At 65.2% G+C, this 17394-nt stretch carries 16 protein-coding genes and 2 pseudogenes; 11 read left to right on the forward strand and 7 right to left on the reverse strand.

All coding sequences use genetic code 11. The features are described from left to right. The 3 genes and pseudogenes from DP107_RS06105 to DP107_RS06115 all read left to right on the forward strand — a co-directional run. Nucleotides 1-143, forward strand: a pseudogene (locus tag DP107_RS06105) (IS630 family transposase); the annotation flags it as partial. A gap of 31 nt (nt 144-174) precedes the next feature. Then, on the forward strand, nt 175-690 hold the full coding sequence (locus tag DP107_RS06110) for a hypothetical protein (protein ID WP_144261277.1): 516 nt from the start codon (nt 175-177) through the stop codon (nt 688-690). 30 nt (nt 691-720) lie between these two features. Next, nucleotides 721-993, forward strand: coding sequence for a hypothetical protein (locus DP107_RS06115; RefSeq protein WP_144261278.1), 273 nt, complete (start codon nt 721-723; stop codon nt 991-993). 1087 nt (nt 994-2080) lie between these two features. Here DP107_RS06115 and DP107_RS21340 read toward each other — a convergent pair. After that, nucleotides 2081-2275, reverse strand: coding sequence for a YgaP-like transmembrane domain (locus tag DP107_RS21340; RefSeq protein WP_144261601.1), 195 nt, complete (start codon nt 2273-2275; stop codon nt 2081-2083). A gap of 289 nt (nt 2276-2564) precedes the next feature. On the opposite strand from DP107_RS21340, the gene DP107_RS06130 reads away from it, so the two are divergent. The 3 genes from DP107_RS06130 to DP107_RS06140 are packed head-to-tail and all read left to right on the forward strand — an operon-like array spanning nt 2565 to nt 4979. After that, entirely contained in the window at nt 2565-3173 is a 609-nt protein-coding gene (locus tag DP107_RS06130; RefSeq protein ID WP_144261280.1) for a transcriptional regulator, read from the forward strand. A 2-nt stretch (nt 3174-3175) separates the two neighbouring features. Beyond that, nucleotides 3176-4096 (forward strand): HNH endonuclease, encoded by a 921-nt coding sequence (locus tag DP107_RS06135; protein ID WP_144261281.1) that lies wholly within the window; start codon nt 3176-3178, stop codon nt 4094-4096. Next, nucleotides 4023-4979 (forward strand): GIY-YIG nuclease family protein, encoded by a 957-nt coding sequence (locus DP107_RS06140; RefSeq protein WP_202877356.1) that lies wholly within the window; start codon nt 4023-4025, stop codon nt 4977-4979. The genes DP107_RS06135 and DP107_RS06140 overlap by 74 nt, the downstream gene beginning before the upstream one ends. 991 nt (nt 4980-5970) lie before the next feature. Here the strand turns inward: DP107_RS06140 and DP107_RS19890 are convergent. Beyond that, nucleotides 5971-6267: a hypothetical protein gene (locus DP107_RS19890; protein ID WP_185977199.1), complete on the reverse strand. Its 297-nt coding sequence runs from the start codon at nt 6265-6267 to the stop codon at nt 5971-5973. Nucleotides 6268-7111: 844 nt separating this feature from the next. Here DP107_RS19890 and DP107_RS06150 point away from each other — a divergent pair. Further along, nucleotides 7112-7801, forward strand: coding sequence for a DUF309 domain-containing protein (locus DP107_RS06150; protein ID WP_202877357.1), 690 nt, complete (start codon nt 7112-7114; stop codon nt 7799-7801). Between the two features lie 202 nt (nt 7802-8003). Beyond that, nucleotides 8004-8204, forward strand: coding sequence for a DUF7835 family putative zinc beta-ribbon protein (locus DP107_RS21660; RefSeq protein ID WP_144261282.1), 201 nt, complete (start codon nt 8004-8006; stop codon nt 8202-8204). A gap of 43 nt (nt 8205-8247) precedes the next feature. Here the strand turns inward: DP107_RS21660 and DP107_RS06160 are convergent, their stop codons facing one another. Continuing rightward, nucleotides 8248-8757, reverse strand: coding sequence for a YfcE family phosphodiesterase (locus DP107_RS06160; protein ID WP_144261283.1), 510 nt, complete (start codon nt 8755-8757; stop codon nt 8248-8250). 1110 nt (nt 8758-9867) lie between these two features. On the opposite strand from DP107_RS06160, the pseudogene DP107_RS21235 reads away from it, so the two are divergent. Next, nucleotides 9868-10056: pseudogene (locus DP107_RS21235) on the forward strand (initiation factor 2B); the annotation flags it as partial. A 116-nt stretch (nt 10057-10172) separates the two neighbouring features. Here DP107_RS21235 and cysK read toward each other — a convergent pair. Next, nucleotides 10173-11129 (reverse strand): cysteine synthase A, encoded by a 957-nt coding sequence (gene cysK / locus DP107_RS06170; protein ID WP_144261284.1) that lies wholly within the window; start codon nt 11127-11129, stop codon nt 10173-10175. Between the two features lie 221 nt (nt 11130-11350). On the opposite strand from cysK, the gene DP107_RS06175 reads away from it, so the two are divergent. Further along, the gene (locus DP107_RS06175; protein WP_144261285.1) at nt 11351-11536 is read left to right on the forward strand and encodes a hypothetical protein; all 186 of its coding nucleotides are present in this window, start codon (nt 11351-11353) and stop codon (nt 11534-11536) included. A 168-nt stretch (nt 11537-11704) separates the two neighbouring features. Next, a complete protein-coding gene (locus DP107_RS19895) occupies nt 11705-11863 on the forward strand; it encodes a hypothetical protein (RefSeq protein ID WP_185977200.1) in 159 nt (52 codons plus the stop codon). 57 nt (nt 11864-11920) lie between these two features. On the opposite strand, the gene DP107_RS06180 is transcribed toward DP107_RS19895, so the two are convergent. The 3 genes from DP107_RS06180 to DP107_RS06190 form a co-directional block, all read right to left on the reverse strand. Further along, nucleotides 11921-13699 carry an alkaline phosphatase D family protein gene (locus DP107_RS06180; RefSeq protein ID WP_144261286.1) on the reverse strand — a complete coding sequence of 593 codons (1779 nt, stop codon included), beginning with the start codon at nt 13697-13699 and terminating at the stop codon, nt 11921-11923. A gap of 210 nt (nt 13700-13909) precedes the next feature. Continuing rightward, nucleotides 13910-16468, reverse strand: coding sequence for a heavy metal translocating P-type ATPase (locus DP107_RS06185; protein WP_144261287.1), 2559 nt, complete (start codon nt 16466-16468; stop codon nt 13910-13912). 106 nt (nt 16469-16574) lie between these two features. Next, nucleotides 16575-17369, reverse strand: a complete 795-nt coding sequence (locus DP107_RS06190) for a crotonase/enoyl-CoA hydratase family protein (protein WP_144261288.1) — start codon at nt 17367-17369, stop codon at nt 16575-16577. Between the last annotated feature and the right edge of the window lie 25 nt (nt 17370-17394).

Here is a 17394-nt window from a genome sequence, read left to right on the forward strand (position 1 = left end):
AGTTGAATCCTGTCGAGGAGTGCTGGAGACAACTGCAAGCGGCTCTCAGCAACCGCTTTTTCGACTCACTCGACGAGCTAACAACGGCGATCGACACTGCTCTCGAGGAACTGTCTCTTCCCAAAGTGAGTAATTACTTCTAAAGTTTACTATAGTCTTCAGTTTGACCGGATATTGTCCAGCCGTGAGGAGCAGCTGTGGCGCCAGCACGAGCGGAATCTCAAGATTATCCAAGTAGGCTCGAATAAGAATACATGGACAGTCAGCGGATTCAATCAGCAGGAGGTCACTAGCCTATGCTCTGAACTTCAATGTCAGTTTGTGGAGGATTTCAGGTCTGGCGTCACCTCAAAACGGTTCGCTGATGATTTACAGGACAGCATGGAGGCGGCTGGGGTCGAGAATCCCCGCACGATTCACTACGGATTGGAGAAATCGGTTGACGAGTTCGCTACTGAAGCTGTTGTGCTGGTTGTTGGGTGTATCAGTCCCAGCAGTGATTCAATCAAGGACTGGTTGGCTCTGCTGGGAAATGATGCGACGCCAAAACGTGAAGTTCGCAGTGACTATGAGGGCCAGGAGTGGGTCGGTCCTGATGCACATGTCGCGCACGAGCTCTTGAGAGACGTTCGTGATAAGCATGTCCTCCAAGCGATAGGACGATATGCACGGCGTCCGGCAGACGGCTAAGACGGAGCAGCCGTCTATGTCTTGAGTAATGTGCTGAATAGACAATGGGTCGATGAACGTATTGATGATATTGATGTTCTCGGCGAGAAGCAGCAGAACATCATCGAAATCATTCATGATTCTACTGAGGGGATATCGCCAGCAGACATCGCCAGCAAAACTGAAGCCAGCCGCCGGCATGTCTATGATACTCTAGAGCAACTACTTGAAGCCCCCTGGTGCCACGTAACTCACACAGAGGGAAACAACACTGGAGACCGTTATTCTGTTGAACGACAAGCGGACGGTATCGTAAAGTTGTAAAATTCCCGAAGTGTGAACTGTGCCCTACTAATTATACAATACGTAGAGTTCACACCTCCGGTTCCCACCTCTTAGAATAATCTGGGTCCATCTCAGACCAATCTATGGGGCTCAATGCACCCAACCTATGGATTTGTTACAGATAACTCTGAGCCAGAAATTAACACTCGGTTTTGACAACTAACTATGATACTATATCCGATATTCATGTAAGTCAGTATGAAAATTTTTATATCGCCTGAATTTCGCCGCTTGAACGCTTTGCTCCCCACTATTCCCACACCTACTGACGTTGTATAGTCAGACCCCACGGTTACCGATTTATTATTGAAACCCAAGCACGCCGTCCATGAGTTCATATCTGTATGCGCCACTGCCGGCTTCTTCCTTGATACAGCGGCTACGATTGTCGGTGGCAATCTTCCTGCCTCGTTGAAGATAGATAGTACCCGTGCCGTCATGCGATTCGGGGGATGAATCTGTTTTCAAGCGCAGCAGGTAGCCGCATGTACCCTGCTCCCGTCTGTCGGTTGTAAAAAAGGAGATTCGGCTCCTACGTAAGTGTATTCCCTGAGTGTTGGAACTCGCGCGTGCCTGAATCACAGAGTCAGTTCCGATAAGGCCGTGAGGCGGCTCTATAAGGAGAGACCCTTGCAACGAATCGACGAGCGACCTGACGATTGCGACTCTTCTCCGCTGATGGAAGAACTTCCTGTTGACCGTGTTACAAAGATGGGTTGGAAGAGCCGAATCCGAACGCTGGGAGGAGTGACTAATGAGTCAGTCGAATCCTGCGAAGGCACTCAACGAAGTTCAGTCGGGTTACATCTGCGACCGGTGCAACAATCGCGTTCGGACTGGCGACCTCGTGCGAGCGTATGCGACACACTACGACCGAGACGGGTGGGCACTCCGACGAGTGTGGTGTAATGGGTCCGGGGATTCGGTCATCGGAGAAGGGACAGACGAAGCCGATGAGGTGATGCTCGAAGCCGTCTTCTAGGCGTTCGATTGTCCGCTCTGCCCCCTTCGTCTCTGGGCGGTTCAGAATTTTGCCTTCAGTACACTACTGATATGAGCGCGACCGTCAGCAGCCGAGACCGAGCTGCGCAAATATCGTCTCTGCAGGACAGATGTCCGTGAAGCTACTCTGCAGGAGATTGAGTCCCGCAAACGCACTCAGTGCGTAGGCCCAGCTACTCACGAACCAGCCGAGAACGAGGCCGGTGAGGACGACAATCCCCGCCAGCCTGCGAACGTTTGCTTCGCATCTGTTGACCATGTTTGTGATCGTATCGTACAATATTGTTCGGCGAATAAAATACTGTCGCTCCGCCTTCGACCGTCGGCAACTCTTCGGGTCAAGTCTTCGAGCGGCTTTTATTGCCGCCTGCCGTGGAGCATTTCATTTGAAGACGCTGGTTTCTTCACCGTTCTCCCTGAGCGCGAATCGCCGTCTGTCGTCAGCCATAATTCAACCCTTGTCAATTGATGGCACACAGGGTCATCAAACTCAGTCAGTGTCCGCGCGGGGTAAGAGAATTTAATGACCGTCGCTCTCTATGCAAGTAATGGACTCCTCGGACTTGCTCACGAGCCTCGCAGATGATTTCGCGTCTGTCGTTCCAGCAGTCGATAAAGAGGCAGAGCACGACCGCTGGCAAGCGGGCATCGGCCCCTTCGAGGAGGACAGGCAAGTCGAGATGCTCCGAGAAGCAGTCGACGGAGACACCAGCTACTTCATCAAGACGGAAGCGCCGTACCTCGATGGAGGGCAACGGGTAGACCTCTTCACCGAGAGCGAGGTAATAGGGATACCGGTCGAGGTGAAGCTCCTCCGATTCCGCTATGACAACGGGAACATCGACCCGAACAGCTTTTCAAAGGTGTTCAGTCCTTTCCCCGAACGAACGACCTCTACGCTTCTCACAGACGCTCAGAAACTCTACGAGGCAGGCTTTGAGGAGATGGGTGGACTGCTCGGCCTCTACTACGAGCCGGTTGACGAGTCCTACGAGCGGATGAGCCCCGAAGCTATCGCAGAAAAGTTCGCTCTTGATGTCAACTACTGGTATGACTTCGAGGTTGAGACGAGGAACGTGGCCCATTTTGATGGATTGCGCCATCCGGTGCATCAGCAGGGTGCTATTATCACGTGGGAAATCGTTGACTCGACGTAACAATGCGGACACCACCCGAAGGTATCGAGGTAGGTGATACTCTCACTCAAGACGAAATCGAAGATGCCTACAAGACTGGTTTCGGCTATCGTATCTCAGGAATCAACCCACGGCGTGACGACCACAACCGGCGATATATTCTCCTCTTCGCCAACGAGGACGGACCCTACAGTGACTCGGTGACTCAGGGCCGATTCGAGTATATCGGTGAAGGACTCAATGGAGACCAGAGCGAAGACTCACCAGGAAACTCCGCGCTCATTGACGCGCGAACGTCGGACTTCCTAATTCACTTCTTCTACAAGCGAGCGGAAGAAGCGGACTGGGAATATCAGGGACTTGTCGATGTGCTTGACTACGAGTTGCAAGAACAAGATGGGAGAGAGGTTCTCGTCTTCACGCTCGAACATCGACAGCAACCGGATGAGCCTGAACCATCAGCAGAAGAGATTGAACAGGAACGAACCGAACTCCAGCAAGCCGTAGAATCTGAGCCTCAGCTCACGGATGATGAAGAGCAGTACACTGAAAGCCGACGGCGGGCAAGATATGCAGCCTTCACGCAATTAGTCAGAGACGCTTACGATGAGCAGTGTGCTATCTGTGGAAGTGTGAGAGAATCGCCCGACGGGAATCCAGAAGTTGAGGCGGCTCACATCTACCCGAAGCACGAGGGCGGAAGCGATGACGTGAGAAATGGTATCGCACTCTGTAAGCTCCATCACTGGGCCTTCGATTCAGGATGGTTCTCCCTCTCCGACGACCACGAGATTCTGGTGAAAGACGCCTCTGAGCGAAACGGATACCACGAGTTCAAGCAATTTGAGGGAGACCAGATACGCCTGCCGGATGAAGAGGAGGCTCACCCGCATCCGATGTTTCTCGAAGAACACCGGAAAATCCACACCTTTGACGATGAGTGAACTCGACTTCTACGGCCTTGATTGGCTTGGCCTCGACTGGTCCGAGTGGAAACCTCTTGACGCAGACTCGTCCTCAGAAGTTCCCAAAGAAGCTGGACTGTACCGAATTCGCCACGAGTATGAGGAACGCGACCATCTCGAATATCTCGGTGAGTCTGGCGATACACGGAGGCGAATCCAAAGCCTTGCCAGAGGAGTCTACGCAGATGAAATGCCCTACCGTGACCCGCATACTGCGGCCCCCTGCCTTTGGGCAGTTCGAGATTACGTTTGCCCTGCACTCGAATTCTCGTATACAACTCCACCGAAGGCAGAAGACGAGCAACACCGAAAGGGGATAGAAGCAGCACTCATCGCCCTACACCGACGAGAGACTGACCGTAGCCCAACAGCGAACTTCGGGCGAATCATCGACGGCTACAGGCAATCCTCTTATAGCTACAACGAACCCTCGTACAAGGGTGGCCGTCTCGAATCGGGCGAGAACGAACCTAATTCTGCGAGTGGTGTCGGACCCCCCAACTGGCAGAACTGGCGAGAGCCCCTTGCACAAGACTGGATGAGTCTCGGCTGGTCCGAGCCGTACCAACTTGCAGAACGACTCAACGCGGACCCGCCCGACATAGGAGTCTATCGCATCTGGTACGATGGACAGGATTCGACCTTGGCGTACATCGGGGAATCCAGTAACATCTCCTCACGGCTCTACAACCACGAGCAAACCTTTGGTGAGGACGCGCTCTTTGCCTACGCCGCGTGGGGCGACCTCGACGCCTCGCACAAGCGGCAGGAAATCGAGACGGACCTCATCGGAGCGTACTACCTGGAAGTCGGAGAAGCACCACTCGCACAGTTCGGGCATACGGAGAAGATTCCTCTATGACTGCAGGGGGCTATTACCAACCGAATCGTAGTCTCTCAAGCCGCTACGCGAGAAGGGCGGCAGGCCGTGACCGTCCCGCCGACCGTGATTCCAACTGCGCGCTGATTCTCGGTACTATGCGAGACGGTAGCGACAACTACTCCATTGCGAGCTCGGCGCGACACACCGGACAGGTCGAGTCTTCTCCTGACGCGTCCACCTTCTTTCTCGGGCCGCTCCACCCACACTCCGGGCACAAAATTGGGTCCTCGCCAGACACACGGGATAGTTAGACGACCTGTCGTGTAAAGATGGTCCCATCATGTGTATCGGCCTGAAAAATCTCGTTTGGGATGTTCTTACAGTTAAAGTCTCTAATTTCGACTCGTTGAGCCAGAAAATATCTCTCATTCAGTCTCTGTGCCCACCCAGAGTTCGTTAGCTGGCATCCATGTGTCTGGGCTTCGGGGTTCTATCCCGAGCATTTCCAATGCTGATTTGCCTCAAAATAAGCGCTATGTTGACCACCTTGCTGCATTTTCACTGTGCGTCTCCCCTGACGTGTAGGTGCAGATTTCCTGACCCGGTAGCACGGAGATGTAGTCAAGCCGCGAGAAATTGATAGCGGTTCACGGTCATGGAGGGCAAGAGCTGGTTCCGATGAACAAGTTCGACATGGGAGGCACTGAGTATGCGATGTAAACAGGCAAAGATGATGCGTGCTGGCGTCCGCTAAAACAAGCTCTTGAAACAAGCCCGGCACACAGTACGGAGTCCACTCGACGCCCGCCTCACCGGAGAGGAAATCGAGAAGCGAATTGGCGTATTCATTGAGGCCATTCTTGTACCGATTGATGCTTCCGAGGTCGCGGGGTAACTCGGGGAAGTCAATGTAGAGGTGGATGCCCTTGTGACCAGAATAGGCCACCCGGACGTGCTTCGCAAGGTCAGCCTCTTTGATGACCTTCGCCACCATGCGGGCACGGACGAGCAACTTGCTCATGTCCCGCCTCTATGCATCTATATCACCGCCTTCCTGTGGGTTGTACGAGCCCTCGTCAGACGGAATATCCAGGTCGAAGAACAGCGTGTCAATCTTCGGCAGGTTGCCATCCAGCGAGTGCCCGTTCGGGAAGGAGTAGACCGAGGTGTAGCCCGGACCCCCGGACTCGTGAGCCTGCATCAGCCAATCTCGAAGCTCTAACCGAGAGCTTACCTCTCCCTGCTTCGCCCCGGAGCCGAATGTCGCTTGGCGAGGGAAGTCGGGAGCCCATTGCATCGACGCCTCATACAGTAGCGTCTTGTCCATCAGTCACCTATCGTGCCTTGGAGTGGTTCGGTTTCTTGTACCGAACACTAATTTGGATATTTAGGCTCTGTTGAAATCCTCTGTCTCTGATAGTTTGTTGGAGCCGTGCTGAATATAGAGGATGTAGTCAGCAAGTGGCTGTGACAAACGTATTCATCAAAACAGGAAACGGCATGGCTTCGACTGCAGATAGCACGCGAACCCTGTGGCGTACTCGCGCTGTGTATGCAGCACGCTAAACTTGTCACCCTCTGAGGGTTTCAACAGAGCCGATATTTACTAAGATTGGAATGGCTCCTCTCAGGCTTGCTTACGATGACGCATTTGGGGAGTTGATACATGGTGGTACTTATTTTCAAATTCAGGTCTTGCAGCTATAGGAAACGTGAATCCATGGAGGACGGATTCCAGGACTGTGAATTGAAGCTTTTTTATGCCATTATTACCGACCTATCTGCACAGTTTCAGAGCTACCCTTCTGGCGATAGGACGGTACCCGGCGATGTGGACTGACCGTCAGGAATATAATTTCACTAACTCCGTTACGATTTTAGACGTTCTATCGCACTTGGCTGAGAGCCAACGGCCCAGGTTATAAATATCGTCAGCTATTATTGCTTGTTGTCGAAGTCGGTAAACTGTCGATATAGCCTTAATCCGGGCAGTCTGGGCCGCGAGGCGGTGTGGACTATCCTCTTGGCTTGCGGAGCCAGGGACCAGCGTTCAAATCGCTGACCGGACGTTCTCCGGTCCTCGCGCGTCCACCGGCCGGTCCCCGCACGTCCCCCGTCCCGGTGCTGCCCGCGCCGCGGATGTTTTCACCGCCCGTCCCGAACCGACGGACGTGACCCGCAGTGGCGCGGACCCGACCGATCCGGTCTCGGACGACGGCCCCGCCCAGCCGGGGCTGTCCGACCGGGTCCGGGCCGGCGCCGCCCTGTTCAACGCCGGACACCACCTCGCCGCGCACGACCCGTGGGAGGCGGCCTGGCTCCCGCTGGAATCGGGGCCGGACGAGCGGCTGTGCCACGGGCTCATCCAGACCGCCGCGGCGACCCACCACGCCCCCGACAACGTCGATGGGGCGACGACGCTCGCGGCGGGTGCTCGCGACTACCTCGACGGGCTGGACGGGCACCGCGGCGTCGCGCTCGCACCCGTCCACGACTGGCTCGACGCGCTCGCGGCGGACCCGGGGGTCATCCGGGAGCGGGACCCGCCGGAGCTCCGGGTCGGGGGGGCCGTCGTCACCCCTGGCGACCTGGAGTTCCCGGCGGCGAGCGTCGCTGCACCCCACCTCGCGGCGGCCCGCGGCGAGGACGCGGCCGCCGACCTCCTCGAGCGGGCGGCCGCGTTCGGCCGCGCCGACCTCGCCGACGGCGAGACGACGAGCCCGTTCGTGACGCTCGTGCTGGAGGTGCTCGACCCCGAGCGACCCGACGCGATGCCGCTCTCGCGCCTGCGCGACCACGTCCAGCGCCGCGAACAGCGGGTGCAGGACGTGTCCGGGCTGTTCGATGCCGACGAGGGATGACCGGGTTCCGTGGTTGTTCCATCGGGGGTCGGGAGACGCCGTCGTTTTGCTGTCGATACCCGATCTCGAACTGCGGCGGTCAGGTTTCGGCATGAATCGCGTCCCGTGTGTGGCGTCCGACGCGGCGGGCCGGGTGGCGAGTGTCCACACTAGTGTGCAATGCCGAGCACGGACCCGTTCGGAACCCCGTGGTGGATGTACCATGCCAACCGGCAGTGCGGCCACCAGCGACGGGGGGCGGTGGGGTAACTGTGAGGAGCGGACGCCACACGCGGCGTCGGTGGAGATACGCGCCGAGAGCGCCAGCAGCGAGAACCCACAGTACTCCCGCGAGCCGTACCGCTCAGCGAGTGTCGGTGCGGATCGACCGAGCACCGAACGACGCGTGAGAGCGGCGTCGTAAGGGGCCCTCGGCCGCCCGAGGGAGGCGGCGGGGCGTGGACGCTTCAGGCCGCCTCCCGTCGCGTCTCGATATCGAGGGCCTCCCCGTCGACCGTCACGACCAGCATCGACGCGATGGCGGCCGGGTCCGCGGCGGTGCAGGTTCCCGGGTTGTAGCAGGTGTAGCCCGCGTGCTCCCATTCCGTCTGCTGGTGGGTGTGGCCGGCAACGCCGACCGTGCGCCGGTCGTCGGCCGCGTGCTCGGCGACGACGTCGCCGACGCGCTCCTCGTAGCCGGCGATGTCGCCGGTGCCGTGGGTGACGACGAACCGGACCCTCTCGACGTCCAGGGTCGCCACCTCCGTGACGTCCAGGTCCGGCGGGTCGATGTTCCCGAGGACGGCCGTCAGCTCCGGCGTCACGTCCTCGACGTGCTCGTACGAGTCGTACGTATCGAAGTCACCGGCGTGGATCGCCAGGTCGGCGGCGTCGAGTTCGTCCAGCACCCAATCGGGGATCTCGCTCGCGCGGGACGGGATATGCGTGTCACTGATGACCGCGACGCGGGTCGTCATCTGTGGGTGGTGGTGTCGGCTGGCGGGGGCAAAAGTGTGTAGCCGGGCGTTCGGCGCCGACCGGCGTTACCCCTCCGGTTCCGGTCGAACCGTTATCCGTCTGCGCGACGGAGCCCCGGCCATGAGCGATGCGGACGGGGCGGGCATGGTCTCCGTGTTCCTGCGGCACGGGTCGGACGTGCTCCTGTGCCGCCGGAGCGAGGCCGTGGGCTCCGGCAGCGGCCGGTGGGGTGTCGTCGCCGGCCACGCCGGGGGTGACCCGGAACGGCTGGCTCGCGAGGCGGTCCGCGAGGGGACCGGCCTCGACCCCGGGGACTGCTCTCCCGTCCGTCGGGGGGCATCGTTCCCGGTCGAGGACCCCGACCACGGTGCGTGGCGTGTACATCCCGTCCTGTTCGACTGCCCGACCCGCGAGGTGACGACGAACCGCGGGACGGCGGCGCAGGAGTGGGTCCAGCCGACCGCCATCCTCGACCGCGAGACGGTGCCGTGGCTCTGGGAGTCCTACCGCCGGGTCGCGCCGACGGTCGCCGCCGTGCGCGAGGACCGCGAGCACGGCTCCGAGTACGTCTCCCGGCGGGCCGTGGAGGTGCTGCGGGACGCCGCGGCGGCGCTGGCGGCGGGCGTCGATGCGCCGGTGGCGGTACCCGACGGCGAGGGCGAGGACGAATGGTCACGGCTGACCGCGCTCGCCGCCGGGCTGTTGGGGGCACGGGCAAGCATAGCCGTCGTCGCGAACCGGGTGAACCGCGTCACGTTCGAGGCACGCGGCGACCGCGAGGCGTCGGCCGTCCGGCACGCCGCCGAGCGGCTGCTCGCCGGCCTGGACGACGCCCGCATCGAGGCCCCCGACGCGCTCCGGGGGGCGACCGTCGCCACGCTGTCGCGCTCCGGGACGGTCCGGGACCTGCTGGCGCGATGTGACCCGACCGAGGTCGTCATCGCCGAGTCGCGGCCCGGCGGTGAGGGTCGAGCGGCCGGGGCGGCGCTCGCCGACACGCTCGCCGTCGACGTGACGCTGTGTGGGGACGCCGGCATCGCCCACGCGTCGACGCCTGCGACGCCGACGCGGTGCTGGTCGGCGCGGACGCCGTGCTCGCGGACGGGAGCGTGGTCAACAAGGTCGGGACTCGGACGTTGGCGAGCGCCGCCGCCGCACAGGACGTGCCCGTCCACGTCGCGGCCCACGCTGACAAGGTCGCGCCGCCGGGGCACGGGGTCGACCTCGAGCCGCGCGACCCGGACGAGCTGCTCGGGGCCGACGCGCCGGCCGCGCTGGGGGTCGAACAGCCGACGTTCGACGTGACGCCGCCGGGGGTGGTCGACCGCTACCTGACCGAGCGCGGCCCGCTCGCACCGGAGGAGGTGGATGCGCTGGCCGAACGTGCCGCCGAGCGAGCCGACTGACCGCGGTCTCAGTCGCCGTCGAACAGGTCCGTCGAGAGATACCGCTCGCCGCCGTCCGGGATGACCGCGACGACGAGTTCGCCCGGGTGCTCGGCGGCGTAGTCCGCGCCGGCCGCGAGCGCCGCGCCCCCCGAGGCGCCGACGAGGAGCCCCTCGACCCGGCCCACCCGCCGGGCGGTCGTCTTCGCCCGCTCGTCGGTCACCCCCCGGACCTCGTCGACCAGGTCGGGGTCGAGGGTGTCCGGAAGGAAGCCGGGGCCGATACCCTGGATGTCGTGGCTCGCGTCGCTGCGTGCCGAGAGCGTCGGCGAGGTCGCCGGCTCGACCGCGACGCCCGTCACGTCGGCGTCGCGGTCCTCGGTCAGATGTCGCATGACGCCGGTGATGGTGCCGCCGGTCCCGACCCCGGCGACGACGGCGTCGACCGCGCCGTCGGTGGCACGCCAGATCTCGGGGCCGGTCGTCCGGCGGTGGGCCAGCGGGTTGGCCGCGTTGGCGAACTGCCGGGCCATGACGGCGTTCGCCCGTTCGTCGAGGAGTTCCGCGGCCCGCTCGCGCGCGCCGGTCATCCCGGCCGCGGCGGGCGTGAGTTCGAGGTCGGCCCCCAGCGCCCGGAGGAGCTGTCGGCGCTCGGCGGACATCGACTCGGGCATCGTCAGGACGCAGTCGTAGCCCCGCGCGGCCGCGACCGCCGCCAGCCCGATGCCGGTGTTCCCGCTGGTCGCCTCCACGACGGTGCCACCGGGGTCGAGCGCGCCGGCCCGCTCGGCGGCATCGAGCATCTCGCGAGCGATGCGGTCCTTCACGGAGTACGGGTTCGCCGCCTCGACCTTCCCGAGCAGGGTGTCGGCCAGGCTGGAGAGCCGGAGCAGCGGCGTCCCGCCGACCAGTTCGTCGACGGACTCGGCCACCGACGGGTCGTCGGCCGCTCGGGACCGCGAACCCGCGTCGTCGGGTCGTGCCATCGTCGACGGTTCCGGCCGAACGGGGTTGGTTCGCTCCCCACAACAGTGTGGGCCTTCACCCGTCGGCACAGGGCGGCGCCTCGCCCGGTCGAGGGCGAGCGGGCGGCACGACGACACCACCGCCGGGGGGCCATCGGGGTGCGGACGACGGTACCGGGGGCGGCGACGGACGAGCGGTCGCCCGCCGGGTCAACTAAGTGGTCGCTGGACGGAACATAGGTATGGACATCGACCTGGACGACGTCACGGGCGAGGGCGGGAACAAGCTGAAGACCAGCCTCCCGGGCGTGGAGGTCACGACGCAGCTGGGCGACGCCGACCCCGAGGAGCTAGAGGCGCTCCACCGCCGGCAGTTGGAGCTGGCGCTGGAGCACGCCGAGGAGGCAAAGGAGTCGACCCGGATGTAGGCCGGGGAGACGGGGCGTTTTTGTCGCCACGGCCGCTCGGTCCGACTGCTGGCGATGACGACGGTTACCCCCTCCGAGCCCCGTGTGACGAGGCCCTTCTACCGAGCCAGCATCCACATCGCGTGACGGACACGGCAGCGTCATCCACCGAGACCGGTAGCCGCCAGCATGGGCAGCGACGACTCCGGCGGCTCGACCGACTCGCTCGGCGGGAGCGTGGCAGAACTGTTGCCCGGTGGGCTCTCGGGCGGCGACCTCCGGGGACCCCTCGGCCGGGGCGTCCACAGACGGCGCGACCGGTCGGCCGGGGGCGAGCGCGGGACGTGATGCCCGCAGGAAGCGTGTAATCCGACGGATAACGGCCCGACAGAACCGATATCCGAACTATTCGCGGTACTCGTCGGTTACGTCGTTCAGCTCGACGGACCCGTCGGGGACCCGGTAGGCGGCGACGACCTCGCGGTCGGCGGCCATCGAGTCCGTGTGTTTGTCGACGGCGTAGCCGACGTAGGTGCAGTCCTCGCGGGTGAACTCGACGACGGAGTAGCCCCAGTGATGCGAGTCGAAGAACTCGATATGCGGGTTCTGCGCGGTGACGAACCGTCGGAGGAGCGGCTCGGTGAGGCGGCCCAGGGGGCCGTCGCCGATGCCGAGCGCCTCCGCGACGTTGAGGCTCGACACCGCCGGGGTCATGAACTCGACCCCCACGCGCTCGCCGGGCGGGAACAGCCGGCCTGTGACCGGGCCGCCGTAGTCGGTCCGCTTGTAGCCCGCGATGTAGCAGTGCATGTCCCCGGTGAGCGTGACGAAGTTGCGCGGCGCGGACTCGTGGATGCGCTCGGTGACGTACCGGCGCTCGCGGGTGTAGCCGTCCCAGCCGCCCTGCACCGGGTAGAGGGACGCCCGACCCCCGCCGAGCCGGAACGGGACGGTGAGCACCTCGTCCGACCAGACCGTCCAGCGGGCCGTCGAGTCGCGGATCTCGTCGGTGAACCACGCCAGCTGGTCCTCGCCGAGCATCGTCCGGCCGGCCGGCTCGGCATCGGGCCGGACGTTGGCGGCCGTCGGGAGGCCCTCCCGGGGCGGGTCCCGGTAGAGCCGCTCGTCGGTCAGGACGAGGTGGACGAGATCGCCGAACTCGAGCGAGCGCCAGAGCTGGAAGCGGTCCTGCAGCGAGTCGGCGTCGGGGTCGTAGTCCAGCCGCGCGGGCATGAACTCCCACCAGGCGTGGATGGCGTCCGCGGTCAGCCGGGTCATGAACTCGGGGGCCTCCCCGCGGGGGTGGTCGGCCTTGGGCGCGTCGTCCTCGGGGTCCCAGTAGACGTCGTTCGCGATCTCGTGGTCGTCCCAGGCGGCGATGAGGGTGTGTGATTCCAGCGCCCGCTGGAGGAACCGGTCCGAGCGGTAGGTGCGGTAGAGGTGACGGTAGTCGTCGATGCCCTGCACGCGGTCGGCGCCGCTGGGGAGTTCGACGTCCCGGTCCGGGTAGTCCCGGCTACCGAGCCCCCGGAACTCGCCGTCGCCGGACTCGTAGATGAAGTCGCCGACGTGGACGAGGAAATCCAGCTCCTCATCGGCGACGTGGCCCAGCGCGGGGTAGTAGCCGTTGCAGTAGTTCTGGCAGGCGAGCACGCCGACCCGGAGCGAGTCGGGCGAGGCGTCCGGCTTCGGGAGGGTGCGGCAGGTGCCGGTCCGGGAGGCGACGCCGTCGTAGCCGAACCGGTAGCGGTACGCCCGGTCCGGCTCCAGCGCCCCGTCCACGTCGACCTTCACGACGTGGTCGTGGGCCCGGATACGGTCGGTATCGTCGATGATGCCCCGGTAGCAGGGGTCGTCGAACGAGTCGTCGCTCGCGACCTCGACGCCGAGCGGCTCGTCCGGGTCGAACGCGTCGGGGGCCACCCGCGTCCAGAGGATGACGCCCGTCGTCGTCGGACCGCCCGAGGCGACGGACTGGGGGAACACCGCGTCCGGGTTGCGGTCGCCGTCGGCGACGAACAGCGCGTCGCGGTCGGGCTCGCGGGGGCGCTGGCTCAGGAGGAGGTCGTCGTTCGACAGGAGCGATGCCAGTTCGGCGTGGCCGTCGCCCCCGTCCGTCGCGTCGTGCGGCGTGGCGTCCGGGTGCTGCCGGCGGTCGGGTCGGTCGTCCGTCCCCTGTCCCATCGGTCGTCCCTACGCGGGATAGTGGTTTGGCGCTTGTGGCGGACCACACGGAGGTTCAGATCCGATGGCACGGCAGCCGACCCGTGCCCCGATGGGTCGCCCCCGGGCCGCCGGCCCGATGCGGGACACATCGTCCCGCCCGGTTCCGACAGCGCGGCATCCGGTCCGGGGGGAATGGTCGTGCCGCCTGCTCGCCAGCCAGTCGCCGCCTCACCCGTCGGCCGGTGTCCCCGGGGTCAGCCGCGAGAGCCGCATCGCGTTGCCCGTCACGCCGAGCGTCATCCCGGCATCGCCGACGAGAACGGCCGCGGCGACGCCGACGACGCCGAACGGCACCCCGACCGCCAGTACGGCCTTCACCGCGAGGCTGGCGTAGACGTTGCTCCGGATGACGCCGTCGGCCGCCCGCGCCAGGTCGTACAGGTACGGGAGCCGCGTGAGGTCGTCGCCGAGGAGCGCGATGTCGGCGGCCTCGATGGCGGCGTCCGTGCCGGCCGCGCCCATCGCGACGCCGACGGTGGCCGCGGCCAGCGCCGGTGCGTCGTTGACCCCGTCGCCGACCATCGCGACCCCGCCCTCGTACTCGGTCTCCAGCGCCGCGACGGCGTCGGCCTTCTCCGCCGGCAGGAGGCCGGCGCGGTAGTCGTCGACGCCGACCCGGTCGGCCACGGCGCGGGCGGTCCCCTCGTTGTCCCCGGTCAGCATCACGACCTCGAGGCCGGCGTCCCGGAGCCGCTCGACCATCCACGGCGCCGTCTCGCGGACCGTGTCCGCGACGGCGATGACCCCCTCTAGTTCGACCTCGTGACCGTCGGGGCCGCGGCCCTCCCAGCCGACGAGGATGACGGTCTTCCCCTCGGCCTGGAGCCGGGGGATGGTCTCCTCGGCGAGGTCGAGGCAGCCCTGGCGGTCGCAGAGCGACCGGAGCTCCGGGACGCGCTCCCGGGCGTCCCCGACGACGTGGGCGTGGCCCAGGTCGAAGCCGAGTTCCTCGAACAGGGCCGGGGTGCCGGCGTAGTGCTCGGTCCCGTCGAGCGTGGCGCGGACGCCCTTGCCGGTGAGGCTCTCGAACCCCGAGACCGGTCCCGCGGCACGCTCGGCACCGCGGCCCTCCGCGTGGGCGACGATGGCCTCGCCGACGGGGTGCTCGCTGCGGGCCTCCAGCCCCCGGGCACACCGGAGCACGTCCCGTTCGGTGTGGTCGCCCAGCGGGACGATATCCGTCACCGCCAGTTCGCCGGTCGTGAGCGTCCCGGTCTTGTCGACCGCGACCGCCTCGACGCCGCCCATCGCCTCCAGATGGTCGCCACCCTTCACGAGAACGCCGTTGCGGGCGGCGGCGGTGATGCCCGAGACGACCGAGACGGGTGTCGAGATGACGAACGCGCAGGGGCAGGCGAGCACGAGCAGCGTGATGCCGTTGACGAACCATGCCACGGGGTCCAGCCCCAGGACGAGCGGCGGCACCGCCGCGACGAGGACGGCGACGGCGACCATCACCGGCGTGTAGTAGGCCGCGAACCGCTCGACGAACTGCTCGCGCTCGGTCCGGTTCGCGTCGGCGTCCGCGACGAGGTCGGCGATCTTCGAGAGGGTGCTGTCGCCACCCGCCGCGGTCACGTCGACCTCCAGGTAGCCGGACTCGTTGAGCGTGCCGGCGTACACCTCGTCGCCGGCGGTCTTGTCGACGGGGACCGACTCGCCGGTGATGGGGGCCTGGTTGACGGCGCTCTCGCCCTCGCGGACGACCCCGTCGGCCGGGAGCTTCTCGCCCGGCCGAACGACGACCCGGTCGCCGGCGACCAGATCGGCGGCCGGTATCGTCCGCTCCGCCCCGTCGCGCCGCACCGTGGCCTCGGTCGGGGCGAGCTCCAGCAGCTCCTGGACGGAGCCCCGCGTCCGGTCCATCGCGTAGCGTTCCAGCAGCTCAGCGACGCTGAACAGCGTCGACAGCGTCGCCGCCTCCACGTAGAGGTGGGTGCCGGCGACGACGCTGGCGACGACGGCGCTGACGATGGCCGCCGACATCAGGAAGTCGATGTCGAGGGAGCGGTTCCGGGCGGAGTAGTAGCCGTTCCGGAGGATGGCGGCCCCGCCAGTGGCGACGGCGCCGAGGAACAGCAGGTCGGCGACGGCAAACGTCACCGGCCCCGCGACGACGGTCGCGTTCGAGCCGGGGACGAGGAACTCCAGCACCAGGCCGACGGCCAGCAGCACGGCCGCGACGCCGGTCAGTTTCGCCCGGCGGCTCCGCCGGACGGGTTCGCGGGCAGCCGGGCCGTCGGGTCCCTGGCCGTCGACCTCCTCCCCGACGACGGGGTAGCCGGCGTCCTCGACGGCCCGGCGGAGCGCGTCGACGGTTGTCCCGTCACCGACGGTGACCTCGACGCGACCGACGGTCGGCCGGGCATCGATCCCGTGGACGCCGGCGACGGCCGCGAGTGCGCCCTCGACCGTGTCCGCACACGACGCGCAGTTCATCTCGGGGACCTGGAACGCGACCGTCCGCTCGGCGACCGCGTACCCGGCGGCCACGATACGCTCGACGACGGCCTCGCGGGACACGCGTCCCCCGACGACGACCTGACCCGTCGTCGGGTGGGTCTCGACCGTCCGCACGCCCGCGAGTTCGCGGACGCTCCCCGCGATCTTCTCCGCACACGAGGCACAGTCCATGTCGGGCACGTCGAGGGTGAACTCGGCGTCGGTGCCGCCGTCGCTCTCACTCGGGGTGGGTTCGCCCCCGACGGCGTCGCGACGGTCGCTCATTACCGGGAGGAAGGGGCTCCGATGTTATTAGATTCACTGATAAAATCGGGGGTCGGAGGACTAGTCATTGCTACTTGATTGGGCCTGTATTAGTAACTACGGCCGGTCACTCGTCGTCGGGGTCCTCGATGCCGGCACCGCTTCGACCCTCACCGCCGGCGAACCGTTCGGCGCCGGCCGCGGCCGTTCGGAGCACGCGCGAGCCGTGCCACCCTTCCAGTCCGAGACCCTGCTGGAGCGGCGTTCCTACCCCGTCGTAGACGGCGTCACGGTCCGAGAGCATCGTCTCCTGGGGGAACCCGGCCAGTCGTGTCCCCAGGTCGACGGCCGTCTCCAGCGCCGCCCCTTCGTCGGCGAGCCGCGTCGCGAGCCCCCAGCGCTCGGCGGTCTCGGCGTCGACCGCGCGGCCGGTGAGAATCATGTCCAGCGCGCGGCCGAGCCCCACGATGCGGGGCAGCCGCTGGGTCCCGCCGTCGACCAGTGGGACGCCGAAGCGTCGCTCGAAGCAGCCGAAGGTGGCGCCGCGGCCGGCCACGCGGATGTCGCACCAGCACGCCATCTCGATACCGCCGGCGACGCAGTGGCCCTCGACGGCAGCGATGACGGGGACCGCACAGCGGGTGCGGGTGAACCCCAGCCACCCCTCCGGCGAGTCATCCAGATCCATCGCCTTCAGGTCCGCGCCCGCCGAGAACGTGCCGTCGGCGCCGGTCAGGACGACGACCTTCGCGTCGGACGTCTCGGCGCGGGTGAACGCGTCCAGCAGCCGCTGGCTCGTCTCGTGGTCGATGGCGTTGCGCCGCTCGGGCCGGTCGATGGTCACGACGGCGACGGGGCCGTCGCGCTCGTAGTGGACGGGCTCGTCGTCACCGTCGAGGCCATGGTCGCGGTCGTCGCTCACGCGGCCGGCCACGATGGCGGGGGGC

The sequence above is a fragment of the Haloglomus irregulare genome (assembly GCF_007421925.1).
Taxonomy (GTDB): Archaea; Halobacteriota; Halobacteria; order Halobacteriales; family Haloarculaceae; genus Haloglomus; species Haloglomus irregulare.

Bases quoted from the DNA above. Each gene is read 5' to 3' on its own strand.
- DP107_RS21340 (WP_144261601.1), bottom strand. From the start codon at position 2,275: ATGGTCAACAGATGCGAAGCAAACGTTCGCAGGCTGGCGGGGATTGTC.
- DP107_RS06130 (WP_144261280.1), top strand. From the start codon at position 2,565: ATGGACTCCTCGGACTTGCTCACGAGCCTCGCAGATGATTTCGCGTCT.
- DP107_RS06135 (WP_144261281.1), top strand. From the start codon at position 3,176: ATGCGGACACCACCCGAAGGTATCGAGGTAGGTGATACTCTCACTCAA.
- DP107_RS06140 (WP_202877356.1), top strand. From the start codon at position 4,023: ATGAAGAGGAGGCTCACCCGCATCCGATGTTTCTCGAAGAACACCGGA.
- DP107_RS19890 (WP_185977199.1), bottom strand. From the start codon at position 6,267: ATGGACAAGACGCTACTGTATGAGGCGTCGATGCAATGGGCTCCCGAC.
- DP107_RS21660 (WP_144261282.1), top strand. From the start codon at position 8,004: ATGCCAACCGGCAGTGCGGCCACCAGCGACGGGGGGCGGTGGGGTAAC.
- DP107_RS06160 (WP_144261283.1), bottom strand. From the start codon at position 8,757: ATGACGACCCGCGTCGCGGTCATCAGTGACACGCATATCCCGTCCCGC.
- cysK (WP_144261284.1), bottom strand. From the start codon at position 11,129: ATGGCACGACCCGACGACGCGGGTTCGCGGTCCCGAGCGGCCGACGAC.
- DP107_RS06175 (WP_144261285.1), top strand. From the start codon at position 11,351: ATGGACATCGACCTGGACGACGTCACGGGCGAGGGCGGGAACAAGCTG.
- DP107_RS19895 (WP_185977200.1), top strand. From the start codon at position 11,705: ATGGGCAGCGACGACTCCGGCGGCTCGACCGACTCGCTCGGCGGGAGC.
- DP107_RS06180 (WP_144261286.1), bottom strand. From the start codon at position 13,699: ATGGGACAGGGGACGGACGACCGACCCGACCGCCGGCAGCACCCGGAC.
- DP107_RS06185 (WP_144261287.1), bottom strand. From the start codon at position 16,468: ATGAGCGACCGTCGCGACGCCGTCGGGGGCGAACCCACCCCGAGTGAG.